General features: G+C 72.8%; 15 protein-coding genes and 1 tRNA gene. 5 read left to right on the top strand and 11 right to left on the bottom strand.

What is annotated here, in order from left to right; genetic code table 11:
- Positions 1 to 192: 192 nt before the first annotated feature.
- Both AB0I15_RS34330 and AB0I15_RS34325 read left to right on the top strand, forming a co-directional pair.
- Positions 193 to 267: transfer RNA gene (locus AB0I15_RS34330), tRNA-Val, on the top strand.
- 126 nt (positions 268 to 393) lie between these two features.
- Positions 394 to 783, top strand: coding sequence for a VOC family protein (locus AB0I15_RS34325; protein WP_358104691.1), 390 nt, complete (start codon positions 394 to 396; stop codon positions 781 to 783).
- Positions 784 to 823: 40 nt separating this feature from the next.
- On the opposite strand, the gene AB0I15_RS34320 is transcribed toward AB0I15_RS34325, so the two are convergent.
- The 7 genes from AB0I15_RS34320 to AB0I15_RS34290 all read right to left on the bottom strand — a co-directional run bounded on the left by AB0I15_RS34320 (position 824) and on the right by AB0I15_RS34290 (position 9,748).
- Positions 824 to 2,380: a phospholipase D-like domain-containing protein gene (locus tag AB0I15_RS34320; protein ID WP_358104688.1), complete on the bottom strand. Its 1,557-nt coding sequence runs from the start codon at positions 2,378 to 2,380 to the stop codon at positions 824 to 826.
- Between the two features lie 10 nt (positions 2,381 to 2,390).
- Entirely contained in the window at positions 2,391 to 3,707 is a 1,317-nt protein-coding gene (locus AB0I15_RS34315; protein ID WP_358104686.1) for a HAMP domain-containing sensor histidine kinase, read from the bottom strand.
- The gene (locus AB0I15_RS34310) at positions 3,704 to 4,393 is read right to left on the bottom strand and encodes a response regulator transcription factor (protein WP_358104683.1); all 690 of its coding nucleotides are present in this window, start codon (positions 4,391 to 4,393) and stop codon (positions 3,704 to 3,706) included. Before AB0I15_RS34310 ends, AB0I15_RS34315 begins: the two co-directional genes overlap by 4 nt.
- A gap of 92 nt (positions 4,394 to 4,485) precedes the next feature.
- Positions 4,486 to 5,805, bottom strand: a complete 1,320-nt coding sequence (locus AB0I15_RS34305) for a cation:proton antiporter (RefSeq protein ID WP_358104680.1) — start codon at positions 5,803 to 5,805, stop codon at positions 4,486 to 4,488.
- Positions 5,806 to 5,818: 13 nt separating this feature from the next.
- Positions 5,819 to 7,150 (bottom strand): cytochrome P450, encoded by a 1,332-nt coding sequence (locus tag AB0I15_RS34300; protein ID WP_358104677.1) that lies wholly within the window; start codon positions 7,148 to 7,150, stop codon positions 5,819 to 5,821.
- Complete coding sequence (locus AB0I15_RS34295; RefSeq protein WP_358104674.1) at positions 7,144 to 8,187, bottom strand: alpha-hydroxy acid oxidase; 1,044 nt, start codon at positions 8,185 to 8,187, stop codon at positions 7,144 to 7,146. The genes AB0I15_RS34300 and AB0I15_RS34295 overlap by 7 nt, the downstream gene beginning before the upstream one ends.
- Position 8,188: 1 nt before the next feature.
- Positions 8,189 to 9,748, bottom strand: a complete 1,560-nt coding sequence (locus tag AB0I15_RS34290; protein ID WP_358104671.1) for an NAD(P)-binding domain-containing protein — start codon at positions 9,746 to 9,748, stop codon at positions 8,189 to 8,191.
- A 211-nt stretch (positions 9,749 to 9,959) separates the two neighbouring features.
- Between AB0I15_RS34290 and AB0I15_RS34285 the strand changes: the two genes are divergently transcribed.
- Positions 9,960 to 10,397, top strand: coding sequence for a helix-turn-helix domain-containing protein (locus AB0I15_RS34285; RefSeq protein ID WP_358104668.1), 438 nt, complete (start codon positions 9,960 to 9,962; stop codon positions 10,395 to 10,397).
- 4 nt (positions 10,398 to 10,401) lie between these two features.
- On the opposite strand, the gene AB0I15_RS34280 is transcribed toward AB0I15_RS34285, so the two are convergent.
- The 3 genes from AB0I15_RS34280 to AB0I15_RS34270 form a co-directional block, all read right to left on the bottom strand.
- The gene (locus AB0I15_RS34280) at positions 10,402 to 11,580 is read right to left on the bottom strand and encodes an MAB_1171c family putative transporter (protein WP_358104665.1); all 1,179 of its coding nucleotides are present in this window, start codon (positions 11,578 to 11,580) and stop codon (positions 10,402 to 10,404) included.
- A complete protein-coding gene (locus AB0I15_RS34275; RefSeq protein ID WP_358104662.1) occupies positions 11,573 to 12,058 on the bottom strand; it encodes a hypothetical protein in 486 nt (161 codons plus the stop codon). The genes AB0I15_RS34280 and AB0I15_RS34275 overlap by 8 nt, the downstream gene beginning before the upstream one ends.
- A gap of 294 nt (positions 12,059 to 12,352) precedes the next feature.
- Positions 12,353 to 13,855 (bottom strand): AMP-binding protein, encoded by a 1,503-nt coding sequence (locus tag AB0I15_RS34270; RefSeq protein ID WP_358104659.1) that lies wholly within the window; start codon positions 13,853 to 13,855, stop codon positions 12,353 to 12,355.
- Positions 13,856 to 13,953: 98 nt separating this feature from the next.
- Here AB0I15_RS34270 and AB0I15_RS34265 point away from each other — a divergent pair, with 98 nt between their 5' ends.
- The gene (locus AB0I15_RS34265; protein ID WP_358104656.1) at positions 13,954 to 14,652 is read left to right on the top strand and encodes a sulfotransferase family protein; all 699 of its coding nucleotides are present in this window, start codon (positions 13,954 to 13,956) and stop codon (positions 14,650 to 14,652) included.
- A gap of 39 nt (positions 14,653 to 14,691) precedes the next feature.
- Here the strand turns inward: AB0I15_RS34265 and AB0I15_RS34260 are convergent, their stop codons facing one another.
- Complete coding sequence (locus AB0I15_RS34260) at positions 14,692 to 15,609, bottom strand: aminoglycoside phosphotransferase family protein (protein WP_358104653.1); 918 nt, start codon at positions 15,607 to 15,609, stop codon at positions 14,692 to 14,694.
- A gap of 56 nt (positions 15,610 to 15,665) precedes the next feature.
- On the opposite strand from AB0I15_RS34260, the gene AB0I15_RS34255 reads away from it, so the two are divergent.
- Positions 15,666 to 16,409, top strand: coding sequence for an SDR family oxidoreductase (locus AB0I15_RS34255; RefSeq protein WP_358104650.1), 744 nt, complete (start codon positions 15,666 to 15,668; stop codon positions 16,407 to 16,409).
- Positions 16,410 to 16,463: the final 54 nt, after the last annotated feature.

The following is a 16,463-nucleotide window of genomic DNA, read 5'->3' as shown; positions in this document are numbered from 1 at the left end:
CGACGATGGTATGCCACGTGCCCGGCCTGCCGATGGGCAACCGCCGCGTTTCACCCGAATCCCTCTGACCGCCCCGCCCGCCGCGCCCTCCCGGGGGGACCGGTGGCCGCCCGCGAACGGCATTCATTTCGCCAGCAGGTCCCGGAGTGCGGTATGGTTTTCCCCGTCGGCACCGCAAGGAGTCGGCAGGGCGGGCGATTAGCTCAGGGGGAGAGCGCTTCGTTCACACCGAAGAGGTCACTGGTTCGATCCCAGTATCGCCCACCAAGGTCAAGGGCCACTTCCCATCATGGGAGGTGGCCCTTTTGATCTTTCCGGTGACCACACTCCGCGGTTTCGGGTGGGTGGGACAATGGGTGCCTGCCGTGATCGCGGTGATAAGGGGATCCCTTGATGCGTATCGACCGCCTCGACCACCTGGTGCTGACCGTCGCCGATCTGGAGGCGACCGTCGACTTCTACGGTCGTGTTCTCGGGATGGAGCCGGTCACCTTCGGTCAGGGGCGCCGGGCACTCGTGTTCGGGCGGTCGAAGATCAATCTGCACGAGGCGGGTCACGAGTTCGAGCCGAAAGCCGCGCACCCCGTGCCCGGTAGCGCCGACCTGTGCCTGATCAGCGCCGTCCCGCTGGAGCAGGTCGTGGCCGAGCTGGTACGCCACGGCGTGGACATCGAGGAGGGCCCTGTCCGCCGCACCGGCGCCTTGGGGGAGATCGACAGCGTCTACCTGCGCGACCCCGACCGCAACCTCATCGAGATCAGCGTCTATGTCGAGTCGCCCTGACGACCGAACCCGACCGAGCCCCGGGCGTCCCGCGTGAGGGTCAGAAGCCGCCCGAGCGGCGTAGGTCGCGGGGGCGGCCGTCGGGGTCCACGGCGATCCGGTAGAGCGGCAGCGCCATCTGCTTCTTCGCGTACGACAGGTGCGGTGCGGGGTGGGGGCGCAGGCGGCCCTCCGGGCGGGGACCGGTACGCCCGGAGGTGTGCCAGGTCTCCAGGGCCGCCGCCGAGCGGGCGAACGCCTGGAAGGCCGTGGCCGGGTCGCACAGTTCGTCGAGCCGGTCGGCCGGCCAGTCGAGGTGCTCGGCCATGAGGGTCAGGCGCAGGTCGCGGGCGAAGCGCAGCGCGCCCTCCGGCGCCCGGGGGTCCTCCTCCTCGTCCAGCACGGCGCAGCTCAGCTCCGAGTCGTACGTCCACGACCGCAGGTTGACGTTGTCGGAGCCGACCGAGGCCCAGACGTCGTCCACGACGCAGACCTTGGCGTGCACGTAGACGGGGGTGCCCTGGTGGTTCTCCAGGTCGTAGATGGCCACCCGGTCGCCCCCGGCCTGGCTCAGGCGGCGCAGCGCGTCGGCGCGGCCGATCAGGCTGGCGGGGCCGGCCAGCCAGCCGTCCTGGTCGGGGTGGCGGGGCACGACGACGATCATGCGCAGGCCGGGCTCGCGCTCCAGGGCGTGGGCGAAGGGCTCGATGACGTCCGTGGACCACAGGTACTGGTCCTCCAGGTAGACCAGCGAGCGCGCGCGGGCCAGGACCTTGGAGTAGGCGCGCGCGATGCTGCGCTCCCCGTCGGGGGCGAAGGGGTAGCCGCGGCGCATGGCCGGGTAGGTGCGCAGCAACTGCACGTGGTGGTTGCCCGCCCGGGGCGGCGGCGGTCCGGGCCGGGGGAGCGGCGGGGCGTCGTCGAGGTGGCCGAAATGGTCGCGCAGGCGGCGCAGCGGGGCGCGGGTCTCGGGGGCCGGGTCCTCCCAGCGCTCGCAGAAGACCTCTTCGACCTGCGCCACGGCGGGGCCGTGGAGGGAGAGCTGGACGTCGTGCCAGGGTGGGCGCGGGCCGTACACGCCGGGCATGGGGGCGGCCTGCGGGTCGCCCAGGTGGGTGGCGTCGTCGCGGCGGCTGTGGCACAGGTCGATGCCGCCGACGAAGGCCACGTCCTCCTCCGGTTCGCGGTCGTGGCGCAGGATGACGAACTTCTGGTGGTGCGAGCCGCCCGTCCGCGTACGCGTGTCCAGCAGGGCCTGGCCACCGGCGGCCTCGATCGCCTCGCCGAGGTGGCGGTTCTCGGCGGAGCTGAAGCGCAGCAGGTCGAGGTGGGAACGCCAGATGAGGCCGCGTACGAGGGCGCCGCGCTCGGCGGCGGCGGACATCGCGGCCCCCACGCTGGGGCCGTCGGGGGTGAGACGCTCGTCGGGGTCGCCGCGCCAGTCGGCGAACAGCAGCAGGTCGTCCTTGCCGAGCCGCTCCAAGCGCGCGTTCAGCTCGGCGAAGTACGTCGCGCCGTGGACGAGCGGGCGCACGTCGTTGCCCGACGACCAGGGTTCGAGTTCGGTCGCCGGGTTGCCCCGCTCCTCCGTGGTGAGGAACCAGTCCTGGATGCGCATTCGGTTCCCTCTACCCCGAGAGCGGCCGCTGATACCTCTCCCACGCGGGTTCCGGGGCGACCACGGGCTCCACGGGCGGCATCGGGGTGCGGTCGGCGGGCAGGCGTACGGTGAACGTCGCGCCGCCGCCCGGCCGGCCGTCCGCCGTGATCGTGCCGTTGTGGCCGTCGACCACCTCGCGGACGAGCGCGAGCCCCAGCCCGTAGCCCGCGCCCTCGAAGCGGGCGAACAGCCGCTCGGTGTCGTGCGGGTCCAGCCCGTCGCCGTCGTCGCGCACGATGAGCCGGACCTCGCCGGGCCCGCTCGACAGCGTCATCCAGATGTGGCCGCCGACGCTCGTGTGACCGAGCGCGTTGTCGAGCAGCGCCGAGATGACCCGGCGCAGGGCCGACTCCACGCCGCGCACGACGTGGTCGCCGGGGCCGTCGCAGCGGACCTCGATGCTCACCCCGCGCGCCGCCGCCCTGGCGTCCTCGGCCACGGCCAGCTCGGCGGAGAGCACGGCCAGGTCCACCGGCCCGAACGGCCGGCGCAGTTGCTTGAGCTGCGCCGACCGCAGCAGGTCCTCGACGACCTCGCCCAGTTGCCGGCTGCCGGTGACGAGCTGGTCCACCTCGTCGATGAGCAGGATCGGGTCGGTGCCGCCGCGCAGCCGCCGCGACAGGAGCTGGGCGCGGGTGTGCAGCCGGGTCAGCGGGCCGCGCAGCTCGTGGCTGACGTCGGCGGCGAAGCGGCGCTGGCGGGCCAGGGCCTCGCCCAGCGGCGCGATCGCGTGGCGGGAGACGACCTGGCCGACCAGCAGCGCGGCCAGCAGCCCGGCGACCTCGGCCCAGATGAGGGTGCGCAGCAGCCGCTGCCGTTCCGAGGCCTGGTAGCGCAGGTCCAGCGCCGCCTGGATCGTGGTGTCACCGCGCCGCCGGGTGTGGACCAGGTAGTCGCGGCCGGCCACCGTGACCTGGCTCGTCTCCGGCCGGCCGGCGGCCGCCACCTGGTAGAGGGCGCCGTGGACGGGCAGCGAGACCGGCGCGCCGGGGGAGCCGTGGAGGGTGCCGTCGGGGCGCAGCTCGTACAGCCACAGGCAGGGGGGCGGGTGGGCGACGGGCGAGTGTTGCGCGGCCGTGGCCAGGTCGCGCTGGGCCGAGGCGCTCTGGGAGTGCAGCATGGCGCAGAACACCAGCACGCCGACGAGCGCGAGCACGACGGAGATCGCGCCCGCCACCTGCACGGTCAGCCGCCGCCGGGCGCGGATGAGCAGCCGCCGGTCGGGGTCGGGCCGCCGGGGCGGGTCGCCGTCCGTCGGGCGGCGGTGGGACGAGGTGAGGCTCATAGTTCACCCAGGCGGTAGCCCACACCTCGCACGGTGCACACGACCCCGGGTCCCAGCTTGTTGCGCAGGTAGTAGACGTACGTGTCCACGATCGATTCCGTGTTCGCCCCGTCGAAGACCCGCTGGCGCAGCGACCTGCGGGTGTGCACCTGCCGTGGGCGGGTGGCCAGCGCGCTGAGCAGCCGGCACTCCTGCCCCGACAGCGTCACCTGCTCACCGGTCGGCAGCCGGACGATGTGGGACTCGGCGTCCAGCCAGCCTGCGCCGAGCGGCAGCAGCCTGGCCTGGTCCAGGTTGCGGCGATGCAGCGCGCGCACCCTGGCCAGGAGTTCCTCGATCTCGAACGGCTTGATCAGGTAGTCTTCGGCGCCCGCGTCCAGTCCGGCCACCCGGTCGGCGACCGAGCCGAAGGCGGTGAGTACGAGCACCGGCACGGTGACGGCCTGCCGCCGCAGCCGCCGCAGCAGGTCGATCCCGTCGAGCGAGGGCAGTCCGCGGTCGACGATCAGCACGTCGTACGTACGGCTCAGCCCCAGATGCAGCCCCCGCTGCCCCTCCAGCGCCAGATCGACCGTGTACCCCTGTTCCATGAACAGGTCGACCAGCATGTGCCCCAGTTCGCGGTCGTCCTCGACGAGCAGCAGCCGACGGGTGGGCAGGTCGGCCGTGCCCGATGTCCCAGCCACGAGACCACGGTTGCACCGCCGCAGGGGATTTACCAGGTCCACTGAGGCATTGGCCCGCCGGAAAACCGGGGTAAGCCGACCTACCTGGGCGATTAAGGCGAATTGGACCCCGCGGCGACCGGTTCGGGGGACTCGGGCTTCGTGGTGCGCTCGAGGCGGTCCGGCAGCGCCAGCTTGTACAGGGGCAGGGCCCCGCCGGTGGTGAGGACGGCCACGAGGACGAGCATGGCGAACAGCTCCGAGGTGATCATGCCCTGGGCCAGGCCGATGTTGATGAAGATGAGGATCATCAGCCCACGGGCGTTCATGAGCGCGCCCACCGCGTACGACTCCCGCCAGCTGAACCCGATCCCCCGCATCGCCAGCGAGCACCCGAAGTACTTGCCGCAGAACCCGGCCAGCAGGATCAGCCCGAACGCCAGCAGCATGGTGCCGCCCGCGATGCCGCCGAGCTGGGTGTTCAGCCCGGAGAAGGTGAAGAAGGTGGGCAGCAGCAACGTCGAGACGATCTCCATCATGCGGCCGTGCAGGGCCTGCCGGAACGCCGCGTCGCGCGGCATGGCCAGGCCCGCGAGGAAGCCGCCGAAGACCGCGTACACGCCGATCCAGTCGGTCATCCAGCCGGCGATGAGGGGGACGAGGATGACGACGTACATGTGGGTGGGGCTGAACCGGCCGGTGCGGGCCACGGTCTTGCCCATCGGGCGCAGCAGGCGCCGGACCACCGTCAGCATCACGACCGCGAACAGCACGGTCAGGCCGATCGTGGGCAGGGCGTCGGCCGCGCCGGAGCCGAGGTGCATGGCCGACAGGACGGCCAGGATGCACCAGGCCAGGGCATCGTCGATGGAGGCGGCCATGAGCGTGAGCCGGCCGATGGGGCTGTTCTCCAGGCCGCGCTCGTACAGGATCCTGGCCAGCATCGGGAAGGCGGTCAGCGACAGCGCGCCGCCGACGAACAGGGCGAACTGGAACGGGGGCACGTCGGGACGCGACAGCGTGCTCCACAGCAGCAGGCCGGCGCCGAACCCGAGCAGCATGGACGGCAGGATGCCCGACGTGGCCAGCACGGCCGCCCTGCGGACCTCGCCGCGCGTCTGCGCGCCGTGGTCGAGGCCGGCCCCGACCAGGAACATGTAGAGGGTCAGGCCGATGGTGCTCAGCACGTACAGGACGGGTCTGATCTCCGGTGGGAACAGGGCGGCCTGCGCCTCGGGGAACAGCCAGCCGAACAGCGTGGGCCCGAGGAGAACACCGGCGACCATCTCCCCGAGCACGCGCGGCTGCATCACCATGAGCGCCAGCCGCCCGCAGACCGCCGCGGTGACGAGCAGGACCGCGAGGGCGGGGAAGACCTTGAGCATGAGGGCGAGGTTGGCGTCGGCGGGCGCGACGTAGGCCAGATAGTGCATGCAATTCTCCGCTTCAGTCGTCTCGGTCGTCGAAGTGGCGCTCGCACAGGCGCTGCCTGCGCGCGTCCCAGACCATGTAGGTGCCGAGGACGAGCTGCGCGAGGCTGCGCCAGACGTCCTCCCAGCGGTCGCGCACGCGCATGTACGCCAGCGCGGCGCGCGGCCTGCGGGCGGCGCCCAGAGGGGTGAGCAGGCAGGGCCCCCGGTTCGGCAGGGACCTGGTGTGGACGGCGGAGGAGTCCAGGGAGCAGCGCCGCAGGATCTCCTGGGCCGCCACCCGCATCGTGATCGGCGCCAGCCGCCAGGCCGGGCACGGCCGGTTGGCCGCGACGCCGAAGGGGATGTGGTTGAGCTCCTTGGCGGCCGGCCGATGGACGTCGTCAGCGCGGAAGCGGCCGGGGTCGAAGCGGCCGGGGTCGTCGAAGCCGGCGCGGTGGAACTCCGGGTAGTTGAAGCAGAGCACCGAACCGGCCGGGATGGCGTTCCGCTCGTCGAGCGGGATCGCGCCGGTGGTGATGCGGTGGGCGATGCCGAAGAGCGGGTAGAGCCGCAGGGTCTCGGAGATCACCTGGTCGAGGTAGCGGGCGTCGCCCGTACGGGCTCGCTCCTGCACGTCCGGGTGCTGGGCCAGGACCATCAGCAGGTGCGCCATGGCCTCCGACATCTGCACGACGGCGGTGTTGAAGAAGGCGCCCTGCAGGTAGTACGCCTGCTCCTCCGGCGTCAGGCCGGGCGGGAGCGGCAGGCGCACCCGGGTCAGGCGGCCGGTGAGGTAGCGGGTCAGGCGCAGCCGGCGTTCCATGTGCCGCAGGCCCGTGCACTTGAGCGAGGTGACGACGTCGTTCGCGTTGGCGACGATGAGGTCGCGGGCCGCGCGCGGGCACGGCTCGGCGAACACGAGCTCGTACGAGACCTCCGCCCACAGCGGCATCATCAGGTCCCGCAGCCGCACCAGCCCGCGCACGTCGCCGAGCGTGCGGGCCACGCAGCGGCGGGTGAGCTCCTCGGCCTCGGCGCGCGGCACGGCGAGCAGGCCGCGTGTGACGCGGGCGACGGCGTCGTACCGCTCGCCCGCCTCCAGGTGCTCCTGGTGCATCTCGGGGCCGGGCGCCAGCCAGTACCAGAACAGGTCCGACAGCGCGGCCCCCTTGCTGCGGCCGCCCGCGGCCGGATGCGAGTAGACCTCCTTGAAGCGCTCCACGCCGACGAGGTCGCCGGGCACGGGAATGCCCTCGTCGCCGTTGATCCGGGCGAAGATCCGGGCCCGCAGCGCCACGATCCGGCCCGGCAGCCACCACGGCAGGCTCACCAGGACGGCGAGCACCGGCAGCAGGGTGATCAGCATGACCGGCGCACCATCCCGGGTTCGAGGTCCAGGACGGACGCGCAGCCGCACAGCGTGAGCGCGTGCTCGACCTCCGCGCGCAGCAGGCCGAGCACGCCGCTCACCCCCCGCTCGCCGTCCGCGGCCAGCCCCCAGAGCACGGGGCGGCCGACCGCGACGGCGGCGGCGCCGAGCGCCAGCGCCTTGAGCACGTCCGTGCCGCGCCGGACACCCCCGTCGAGCAGCACGGGCAGGGCTCCGCCGACCTCGGCGACGATCTCGGGCAGCAGGTCGATCGTGGCCGGGACACCGTCGAGCTGCCGCCCGCCGTGATTCGAGACCATGATCGCCGAGGCGCCGTGCTTCACCGCGAGCCGCGCGTCGGCCGGGTGGGTGACGCCTTTGAGCACGATGGGCAGCGCGGTCATGTCCCGCAGCGCGGCGAGGTGCTCCCACGACAGCTCGGGCCACAGGACGATCGGCCGCACCCGGTCGCCGTCGCGCAGGTTCTCGCAGCACAGGTGGTCGGGCAGGTCGTCGAAGCCGTGGCGCAGCTCCCGCTCGCGCCGGCCGAGCACGGGCGAGTCCGCGGTGACGACCAGCGCCCCGGACCCGGCCGCCTCGGCCCGCCGGACGATCCGCTCGGTGAAGGCCAGGTCCGGCTGGACGTAGAGCTGGAACCACAGCTCGCCGCCGGCCGCCGCGGCCGCCACCTCCTCGATCGCGACCGTGGCGGCCATGCTGACGATCATGATCGTCTCGGCGGCGGCCGCGGCGCGCGCGGTGGCCCGCTCGCCGTCCGGGTCGGCGAGCCGGTGGAACGCGGTCGGCGCCACCAGGACGGGCATCGCCGCGCGGCATCCCAGCAGGGTCACACCGGTCTGCAGCTTCCCCACGCCGCGCAGCACCCGGGGCACCAGCCCCAGCCTCCCGAACGCGGCCTCGTTGGCCCGCATGGTGACCTCGTCGCCGGCGCCCCCGGCGAAGTAGTCGTAGTACGCGGGTTCGAGGCGCGCGCGGGCCGCGGCCTCGAACTCGCGCAGGCTCAGCGGGTCCATGTCAGACCGTGATCGAGGAGGTCCTGCGGGCGAAGAAGGCCCTGAGCGGCTCGACGTGGACCTCCGGGGAGGTCCACTCGTTCTCCAGGTTCTCGGTGATGTGGTGGGCGACGGGAGGGTGTCCCGGCACGTGGTGCCGGACCACGGGGTGCAGGTAGTGGCCCTCGTGGGCGCGGGCCGCGTCGCTCTGGCCGATGCGGCCGATCGCGATGTCGAAGGGGTCGATCTTGTCGTGGTCGGGGCCGTACTCGAGGGTGATCGCGAAGTGGCCGCGCTCGCCGATCGGCGGTCCCTGGAGGTCGTGGGGGAGCTCCTCCAGGTAGCGGGCGGTGTCGTTGTCGAGGACGATGACGTCGGCCAGCAGGCCGAACTGCTGCCACAGGGCCGAGGTGCGGTTGACCCGCTCGATGACGGCGTCGGCGAGCGCGGCCGGGTCGTTGGGCAGTTCCCGCGCCGGCCACGGGACGTCGTGATGACGGGACTCCAGGACCCGGTGCAGGGCGCGCACGCCGTACCGGAAGCCGTGGATGAAGCCGCTGGTGCCGCGGCGGAAGTCGCGCGACTGGGTGATCGTGCCCGCGAAGTACAGGCCCGGCACGTTGACCGACTCGTAGGCCGGGGTGAGCGACGGGAACCGGTCGTTGACCACCAGGTCGGGCTTGCAGGACGCGTCGAAGATGGAGGCGTCGAAGCGGAAGCCGGTGCAGAGGATCACGCGGTCGTACGGGATGTCCTTGGTGACCTCGTTCACCCGGGCGAAGGCCACCGTCACCAGGTACGTGCCGTCGGGGCGCCGTTCGACGCGCCTGACGTCGCCGTCGAGCAGGGCGTTCTGGGACTTGAGCTGGTAGGTGTCGAGCAGGCCGTTGTTGACCGCGCGCAGGTGCCCCACGTAGTGGGTGCGCCAGGCCATGCGCAGGGAGTGGGGGCCGGAGACGTGGATGACCGCGGCGGTCTCGATCAGGTTGTCGGCCGTCTCGAAGCCCGAGTTGCCCTTGCCGATGATGAGCACCCGCTGCCCGATGTAGTCGGCGGGGTCTGTGGAGGCGGTGCCGTACAGGTCGGCCGTCTCGATGCCCGGGATGGGCGGGATGTTGGGGCGGGTGACGCCGGTCGCGACGATGACCCGCCTGGCCTCGTACGTCCGGCCGCTCTCGTCGGTGACCACGAACGTCTCGCCGGGGCGTTCGACGCGGACCACGCGGGCGTCGTAGGCGACGCGCAGCTCGCAGGCCCTGGCGAAGTCGGTGAGGTAGCGGACCATGTCGTCGGCGTGCGGGAAGTACCGGTCGCTGTAGCGGGTGAACAGCAGGTCGGGGTCGTCCGAGAGCAGCGAGTTCCAGTCCATCCGGAGGTTGAGCTCGGGGTCGTCCCAGCCGGTGTGCTTCTTGTTGATCGAGATGAGCGTCCGGTGGCGGGGGAAGGTGTGGAAGAACTGGCTCGGTCCGGCCCCCGCCTCGAGGATCAGGTACTTCCGGCCCGTTTTGTGCAGGAAGTAGCCGAGCTGCAGCCCGGCGGGTCCGGCGCCGATCACCAGGTAGTCCAGGGAATTGTCCGGCACTGACGCCTCCGTCACAGCGATGTGATTGAACGGACAAAAGCAGTGTTGGCGGGCAATTCTCAGAGAATGCTCAGAAGGGCGGCCAGGGCCGGCGTCGTACGATCGCCCCATCAGCGGGGGTGGCCGATGACGGTCAGCAGCGCTTAACGTCAGTTGAAAGCTGGTACCCTGGGTCGGTTATCGCCGGTCTTTCACCCGAAGGAGGGGGCTGATGGCCACCGCTCCGTCCGAGCCGGGGCGCTCCCTCGCCGAGAAGCTCGATCACCTCCTGCGCACCGTCCGCTCCGCGGACGGCGGCGAATACACCTACGAGGAGGTCGCGACCAGCCTGCGCGAGCAGGGCGGCCCGACGATCTCGGCCACCTACGTCTGGCAGCTCCGCAAGGGGCTGCGCGACAACCCCACCAAGCGGCACCTGGAGGCGCTGGCGCAGTTCTTCGGCGTCCCGCCCGCCTACTTCTTCGACGACGAGGCCGCCATCCGCATCGACGCCGAGCTGGCCCTGCTCACCGCCATGCGCGACGCCTCCGTGCGGCAGATCGCGCTGCGCTCGGTCGGCCTGTCCGCGCGCAGCCTCACCGCGATCACCGAGATGGTCGAGCGGGTGCGGGAGCTCGAAGGGCTGTCCGACGAGGGCGAGACGAAGTGAGCGCTCAGGCGCCGCGACGGCGGCGGTAGGCGCGCGCCACCTCGCTGAGGAACGTGGTGTCGCTGTCGAGGTCGGTGCCGCCGGGCACGGGCGCGCCGGCCTCCGGTTCGGCCGGGTCGGCGCCCATGGCCCGGGCCCGCAGCGCGGCGGCCAGGGTGGCCGCCTCGACCACCACCTCCGCCGCCGGTCCGCTCATCCCCTTGCGCGCCGACTCCGCGCGGGCGGTGGCGGCCACGGCCGGGTCCATGTAGGGCTGCATGGCCAGCCGCCCGTCGCGGATCTCCACCACCCGCCGGTACAGCCGCATGCGCAGGTCGTACGGCATCAGCAGGTCGAGCGCCAGCGGGCGCGGCGGGACCAGCGCGATGTGCGGGTTGGCCCGGTACAGGTCCAGCCAGAGCGAGCGCAGCCCCTGGTACGTCCGGTAGTTCGCGAGCCACTCCACGGCCCCCGGCACCCCCGCCCGCCCGCCCCACACGGGCATGGAGGCGCCGACCAGCACCAGCGACATCGCCGCGAACGGCAGCACCTGGTCGGCGGCCGCCACGTTCTCGTAGGCGAACCCCAGCCGGCGCGAGGCGAAGAAGAGCGCCTTGTGCACGTGGTACGTCACCCCGCACACCGCGCCCACCCCCACCAGCCGCAGCCCGAGCCGGATCGTGGGGTCGCCGACCAGGCGCGCGTACCGCCATCCGGTCGCCGCCATGAGGCCGAAGGTGGGGCCCAGGTAGGCCAGGTAGACCAGCCAGTATTCGAGGATGAACGGGTGGGCGGCGTAGCGGGCGGCCCAGCGGATGTCGTTCACCTCGGTCGCCGCCAGCGCGAACAGGACGACCAGCGCCGTCGCGAACCCCGCCAGCAGCCGCAGCCCGGCCGGCGGGCGGCCGGACCCCTCCTGGTCCGGGCTCCGCATCTGGCGCATGAAGGCCAGGGACGACCAGGCCGCCACGAGCATGCTCAGGTGCCCCAGCAGCCGGGCGAGGTTCGGCACGCCGGTGAGCTCCCCGATGGCCGCGTACATGACGGGTGTCAGCACGGTCATCGACACGGCCAGCCCCAGCAGCGTGCCCCACACGGTGCGGGTGGGGTCCTCGCGCCGCCGCTTGCGCGTGCGCAGGGCCCGCGCGAGCAGGAACACCCACATCAGCACGGGCGGGCCGTACTGACGCAGCAGGTCAGCCACGTTCGGTCCCCGAGCCGCGCCAGACCAGCGCGGCGTGCAGCCGCCCGGCGAGCCCGCCGCTGTCGGCCAGGCGTCCGTCCGGCAGGCGCGCCCGCTGCCGGATGAGGGAGGCGAGCAGCTCGGCCTCCTGCTCCTCGACCGTGGTGTACGAGGTGCGGCCGAGCACCCGGCGGACCATCCCCGGATCGAGGTCGGGCAGGAGCCGGAGCGACCCGTCGAGCGAGCCGTCGAGCGAGCCGTCGAGCGAGCCGTCGAGCGACGCGGGGAAGTGGTCGCAGAGCAGGTGGCTCAGCTCGTGCAGGATGATGTGCTCCTGGTGCGGGGCGGTGGTGCCCTGCTCGTAGCAGATGAAGTCCGCCGTCTCGGCCGCGATCCACACCCCGCACACGTCGGTGAGGCCGGAGATCGCCATGAGCCGGATCGGCCGTCCCCGCTCGGCCGCCACGAGGTCGCAGAGCCTGCGCGCGCTGAACGGCACGGGCAAGGGCAGCGCACGAGCCCTCGCCGCGCAGCGGCGACGCAGCCCGCCGGTGATCGGCCCCCCGATCCGCCGGCGTTTCCGTCGGAATAACTTTCGCCAATGACGTGCGGTCACGAGAAAGTTCACGTTATTTCACGGCGGTGTCCGATATCGGTACGGCCCGCACCCCCATCGATCACTTTGTGCCGGGCCGCATTCCCGCCGAGCCTCCGTGATGGTCATGCTAGTCCGCGGAAACGCTGAAATGGGAGTAATCGGGAGCGTGAATGCCCGCTCGTTCGAAAGCCGTTTTCAGCCGATTCCGTGCAGGGTCAGCAGGGCGCGTTTGTCGGGCTTGCCGCTGGTGGCGACGGGCACGCCGGGCACCGTCGTGATCGTCTGAGGGACGCTGTCGTCGCCCAGCTCGGCCCGTACGAGCGCGGCCAGGCCGGCGGGGTCGGGGACGCGGCCCGGCGCCGGGACGACGAACGCGTGCACGGCCTCGCCCGTGCCCTCGTCCGGCGCGCCCGCCACGTACGCCTCGGCCACGTCGGGGTGGGCGGTGAGCAGGCGTTCGATCGGGCCCGCGTACACGACCATGGCGTTGACCATGATGACGTCGCGCGAGCGCCCGGCCAGGTGCAGGAAGCCGTCCTCGTCCACGTGGCCGAGGTCGCGGGTACGCAGCCAGCCGTCCCGCAGGGTGTCGCGGGTCTCCTCCTCGTCGGCCCAGTAGCCGGCCATCACGTACGGGCTGCGGACGCAGATCTCGCCGGTCGCCCCAGGGGGAACCTCCAGGCCGTCGTCGTCGCGCACGCTGAGCTCGACCATGGGATGCGGCCGGCCGACCGGGGCCACGACGCCGGCCTCGATGTGCTCGGGCGTCAGCATGGCCACGTTGCCCGCCTCCGTCTGCCCGTACCCCTGGTAGACGACCGGGCCGAGCCGCTCGGCCGCCGCCGCCAGCCGCTTGGGGCCGATCGGCGAGCCGCTGACCATGAGCACCCGCAGGCTGGACACGTCCGCCGGATCCCGCTCCAGCAGGTCGAGCATCTGCGTCAGCCGGGGCACGGTGATGATCGACCCGGTGATCCGGTGGCGCTCGATCGCGTACGGGAACAGCGGCCGCCCGTCCTCCTCCGGGATCACCGCGGTGCCGCCGCCCAGCAGGCACGGCGCCAGGAACTCCAGCACCACCATGCTGGCCAGCGTGCCGAACAGCAGATAGCGCTCGAAGCCCCGGGCGAAGGCCTGCGCGACCGGCGACCACACGCGCGGCTGCCACGCCCAGTGCTCGCCGAAGGCCCGGTAGGTGATCGCGCACCCCTTCGGCCGTCCCGTGCTGCCGCTGGTGAAGGTCAGGGCCGCCACGTCGTCCGGCCGGGCGCTCACCGTGAGCGGCCCGCCGTCGTCCGGCCGGGCCAGCAGGTCGGCCGCGCCCGCCACGGGCCCGAGCGACAGCGCCGTCCCGGTGCCGAGGAGCAGGGGGCCGGCCGTTCCCGGGTCCACGAGCACGGCGTCGATCCCCAGGGAGAGCACATGGGCGAGCTGGCCGGGCGGGTATCCGGGGCGGACGCCCACGACGCGGCAGCCCAGCGCGTGCGCCGCCATGTGGGCGGCGAACGCCTCGGGCGTGACGCCCGTGCGGATCGCGACCGCCCGGCCGGGCCCGAGGCCCGCCTCGCGCATCGCGCCCGCCAGGCGGCGGATCAGGTCCAGCAGCTCGTCCCGGGAGACGGTCCGGCCGCCGTGCTCGAAAGCCGGGCGTGCGGGCGCGTCGCGCAGTGCCTGGAGGAGGGGGTGCGGGAAGAGCATGGATGGGCTCCTCTGTGCGGTTCCCGTTAGCTATATGTCGTCATATAACGGGATTCACCGCGACGTTAGACGGTCCACATCAGAGACGGATCAGAGGTGTGCGCGACGTGAAGGTGATCGGCGCCGGATTCGGCCGTACGGGCACGAGGTCGCTCAAGGCGGCGCTGGAGGTGCTGGGGTTCGGCCCGTGCTACCACATGTCGGCGGTCATCGCGGAGCCGTACCGGGTGCGGCAGTGGCTCGACGTGGGCGAAGGGCGTTCGCGGGATTGGGACACGGTGTTCGCGGGGTTCCGGTCGGCGCTCGACTGGCCGGCGTCGGCGTACTGGCGGGAGTTGGCCGCGTACTATCCCGACGCCAAGGTCATCCTGACCGTCCGCGACCCCGCCCGCTGGTACGACAGCGTCAGCGAGACCATCTTCCGCAGCGCGCTGGAGCAGCGGCGGCCGTTGCCCCTGCGCCGCCGGGTGGTCCGCTGGCTGGTGGCCAGGCGGTCTCCGGACTTCGCCCTCTACCCGCGCATGGCCAGGGCCACCTTCATCGACCGCGTCTTCGACGGCCGGGTGGACGATCGCGACCATGTCATCGAGGTCTTCGAGCGGCACGTGGCCGAGGTGAAGGCCGCGATCCCGGCCGAGCGGCTGCTGGTGTTCGAGGCGGGGCAGGGGTGGGGGCCGCTGTGCGCGTTCCTCGGAGTGCCGGTGCCGGACGTGGAGTATCCGCAGGTCAACGAGCGGGCGGCGTTCCGGCGCAAACGACCCCGCCGCCTGCTCCGCCTCATCGTGCGCGGACGCTGAGACGCCCCGCCGCGCGACCCGCGCTCGGCGCGGAGCGCTTCAGCGGGCGCCGAAGGCGGCGAGCAGGGCGTCGATCCGCGCCCTCGTCAGGGGCCGGGCGAGCATGGTGGCGAGCCGGGCGCGGGCTCTGGAGCGGTTCTCGGCCGGCTCCTCCGGCGACAGCGCCCGGCGGGCGTAGAACTCCAGCAGGTGCCCCTGCTCGGCGATGGCCATGGAGAAGTCGGCCGGCTCCGTGATCCGTGCGGGGCCGTCGGCGGCCAGGTACGCCTCGTACGCCCCCGCGGCGCCGTCCCCCGGCAGGCCGGCCAGGGTCTTCGCGAGCTCCTGCGACGGCCGCCCCGGGCCGCAGTTCTCCCAGTCGAGCACCACCACGCCGCCGTCGTCCGCGGCGCGCAGCACGTTCTCCAGGTTGAGATCGCGGTGGCAGGTGACGAGGCTCCCGGGCTCGGGCGGGACCACCAGGGCGTCCAGCGCGGCGAGCTCCGGCAGCAGCCGCCCGAGCGCGGGCGCCCACTCCCCGCCCGCCGCCGCCAGCGCCTCCCAGCACTCCCGCCCGACGGGCTCCGCGAACCAAGGGGTGGCGGGCCCGCCGGCCGGATGCGGCACCCGGTGCAGCCCCGCCGTGACGGTCCCCAGCTCCGCCCCCGTGACCTCCTCGCCGAGCACCAGCTCCACCCACTCGTAGACCCGGAAGCGGCCCGACAGCACCGCGCCGTCCGTGGTCAGCCGGGGCCTGGGCAGCCGGACCCCGGCAGCGGCGGCGGCGACCTGGTAGGCGGTGTCGGCCCGCGCGTCGCGCTCCTCGACGGGCACGAGCAGCTCCTTGACCGCCCAGGACCCGCCGGTGGTGTCCAGCCGCCAGATGCGGCCCAGCTCGCCGCGCGCCGCGTACACCAGTGGGCCGAGCGCCTCGCCGAGCGCGTACGCACGCGTCACCGCCGACGTCACGTCTTCCATCCGCTCAGGGTAGGGTCGCGCGCCGCGCTCGCACCACGACGTTTATGCTGCGGTGGATGAGCGGACGTGGAGTTCTTGTCACCGGGGCGTCGAGGGGAATCGGGCGGGCGGTGGCGGGCGCCTTCGCCACCGCGGGAGACCGGGTCGCGATCCACCATCGCGACTCCGCCCAGGAGGCCGAGAGCCTGCTCGGCACGCTGCCGGGGCAGGGGCACGCGGTCGTCCAGGCCGACCTCGCGGACGCCGAGGAGGTGCGCCGCATGGTCGACGCGGCGGCGAAGGCGCTGGGCGGGATCGACGTCGTGGTGAACAACGCGGGCGTGTTCCTCCACCACCCCGTCGCCGAGACCTCCTACGAGGAGTGGCAGGCCGCCTGGCGCAGGACGCTCGACGTCAACCTCGTGGGCGCGGCCAACGTCACCTGGTGCGCGCTGCGGCACATGCCGGCGGGAGGCCGCGTCATCAACGTCTCCTCGCGCGGCGCCTTCCGTGGCGAGCCCGACAGCCCGGCCTACGGCGCCAGCAAGGCCGGCCTGAACGCCCTGGGCCAGTCCCTCGCCATCGCCTTGGCCCCGCGCGGCATCGCGGTGGCCGGCGTGGCGCCCGGCTTCGTCGAGACGGACATGACGAACGAGCACCTCAAGGCCCCGCGCGGCGACGCCATCCGGGCCCAGAGCCCCTTCGGCCGGGTGGCGCGGCCGGAGGAGATCGCCGCCGCCGTCCTCTACCTCGCGTCCCCGGCCGCCGAATGGGCCAGCGGCGCGGTCCTCGACCTCAACGGCGCCTCCTATCTCCGCTGAGATCGGTATGCCCGGAACCTGGTGATCTTTCGGGGGTTGCGGGCTATTGTGAAC

Source organism: Nonomuraea sp. NPDC050643 (genome assembly GCF_040654715.1).
Lineage (GTDB): Bacteria > Actinomycetota > Actinomycetes > Streptosporangiales > Streptosporangiaceae > Nonomuraea.
This window is presented reverse-complemented; position numbering and strand designations above follow the sequence as displayed.

Coding starts and splice junctions, on each gene's coding strand:
- AB0I15_RS34325 (WP_358104691.1), top strand. CDS start 394: ATGCGTATCGACCGCCTCGACCACCTGGTGCTGACCGTCGCCGATCTG.
- AB0I15_RS34320 (WP_358104688.1), bottom strand. CDS start 2,380: ATGCGCATCCAGGACTGGTTCCTCACCACGGAGGAGCGGGGCAACCCG.
- AB0I15_RS34315 (WP_358104686.1), bottom strand. CDS start 3,707: ATGAGCCTCACCTCGTCCCACCGCCGCCCGACGGACGGCGACCCGCCC.
- AB0I15_RS34305 (WP_358104680.1), bottom strand. CDS start 5,805: ATGCACTATCTGGCCTACGTCGCGCCCGCCGACGCCAACCTCGCCCTC.
- AB0I15_RS34300 (WP_358104677.1), bottom strand. CDS start 7,150: ATGCTGATCACCCTGCTGCCGGTGCTCGCCGTCCTGGTGAGCCTGCCG.
- AB0I15_RS34295 (WP_358104674.1), bottom strand. CDS start 8,187: ATGGACCCGCTGAGCCTGCGCGAGTTCGAGGCCGCGGCCCGCGCGCGC.
- AB0I15_RS34285 (WP_358104668.1), top strand. CDS start 9,960: ATGGCCACCGCTCCGTCCGAGCCGGGGCGCTCCCTCGCCGAGAAGCTC.
- AB0I15_RS34270 (WP_358104659.1), bottom strand. CDS start 13,855: ATGCTCTTCCCGCACCCCCTCCTCCAGGCACTGCGCGACGCGCCCGCA.
- AB0I15_RS34260 (WP_358104653.1), bottom strand. CDS start 15,609: ATGGAAGACGTGACGTCGGCGGTGACGCGTGCGTACGCGCTCGGCGAG.
- AB0I15_RS34255 (WP_358104650.1), top strand. CDS start 15,666: ATGAGCGGACGTGGAGTTCTTGTCACCGGGGCGTCGAGGGGAATCGGG.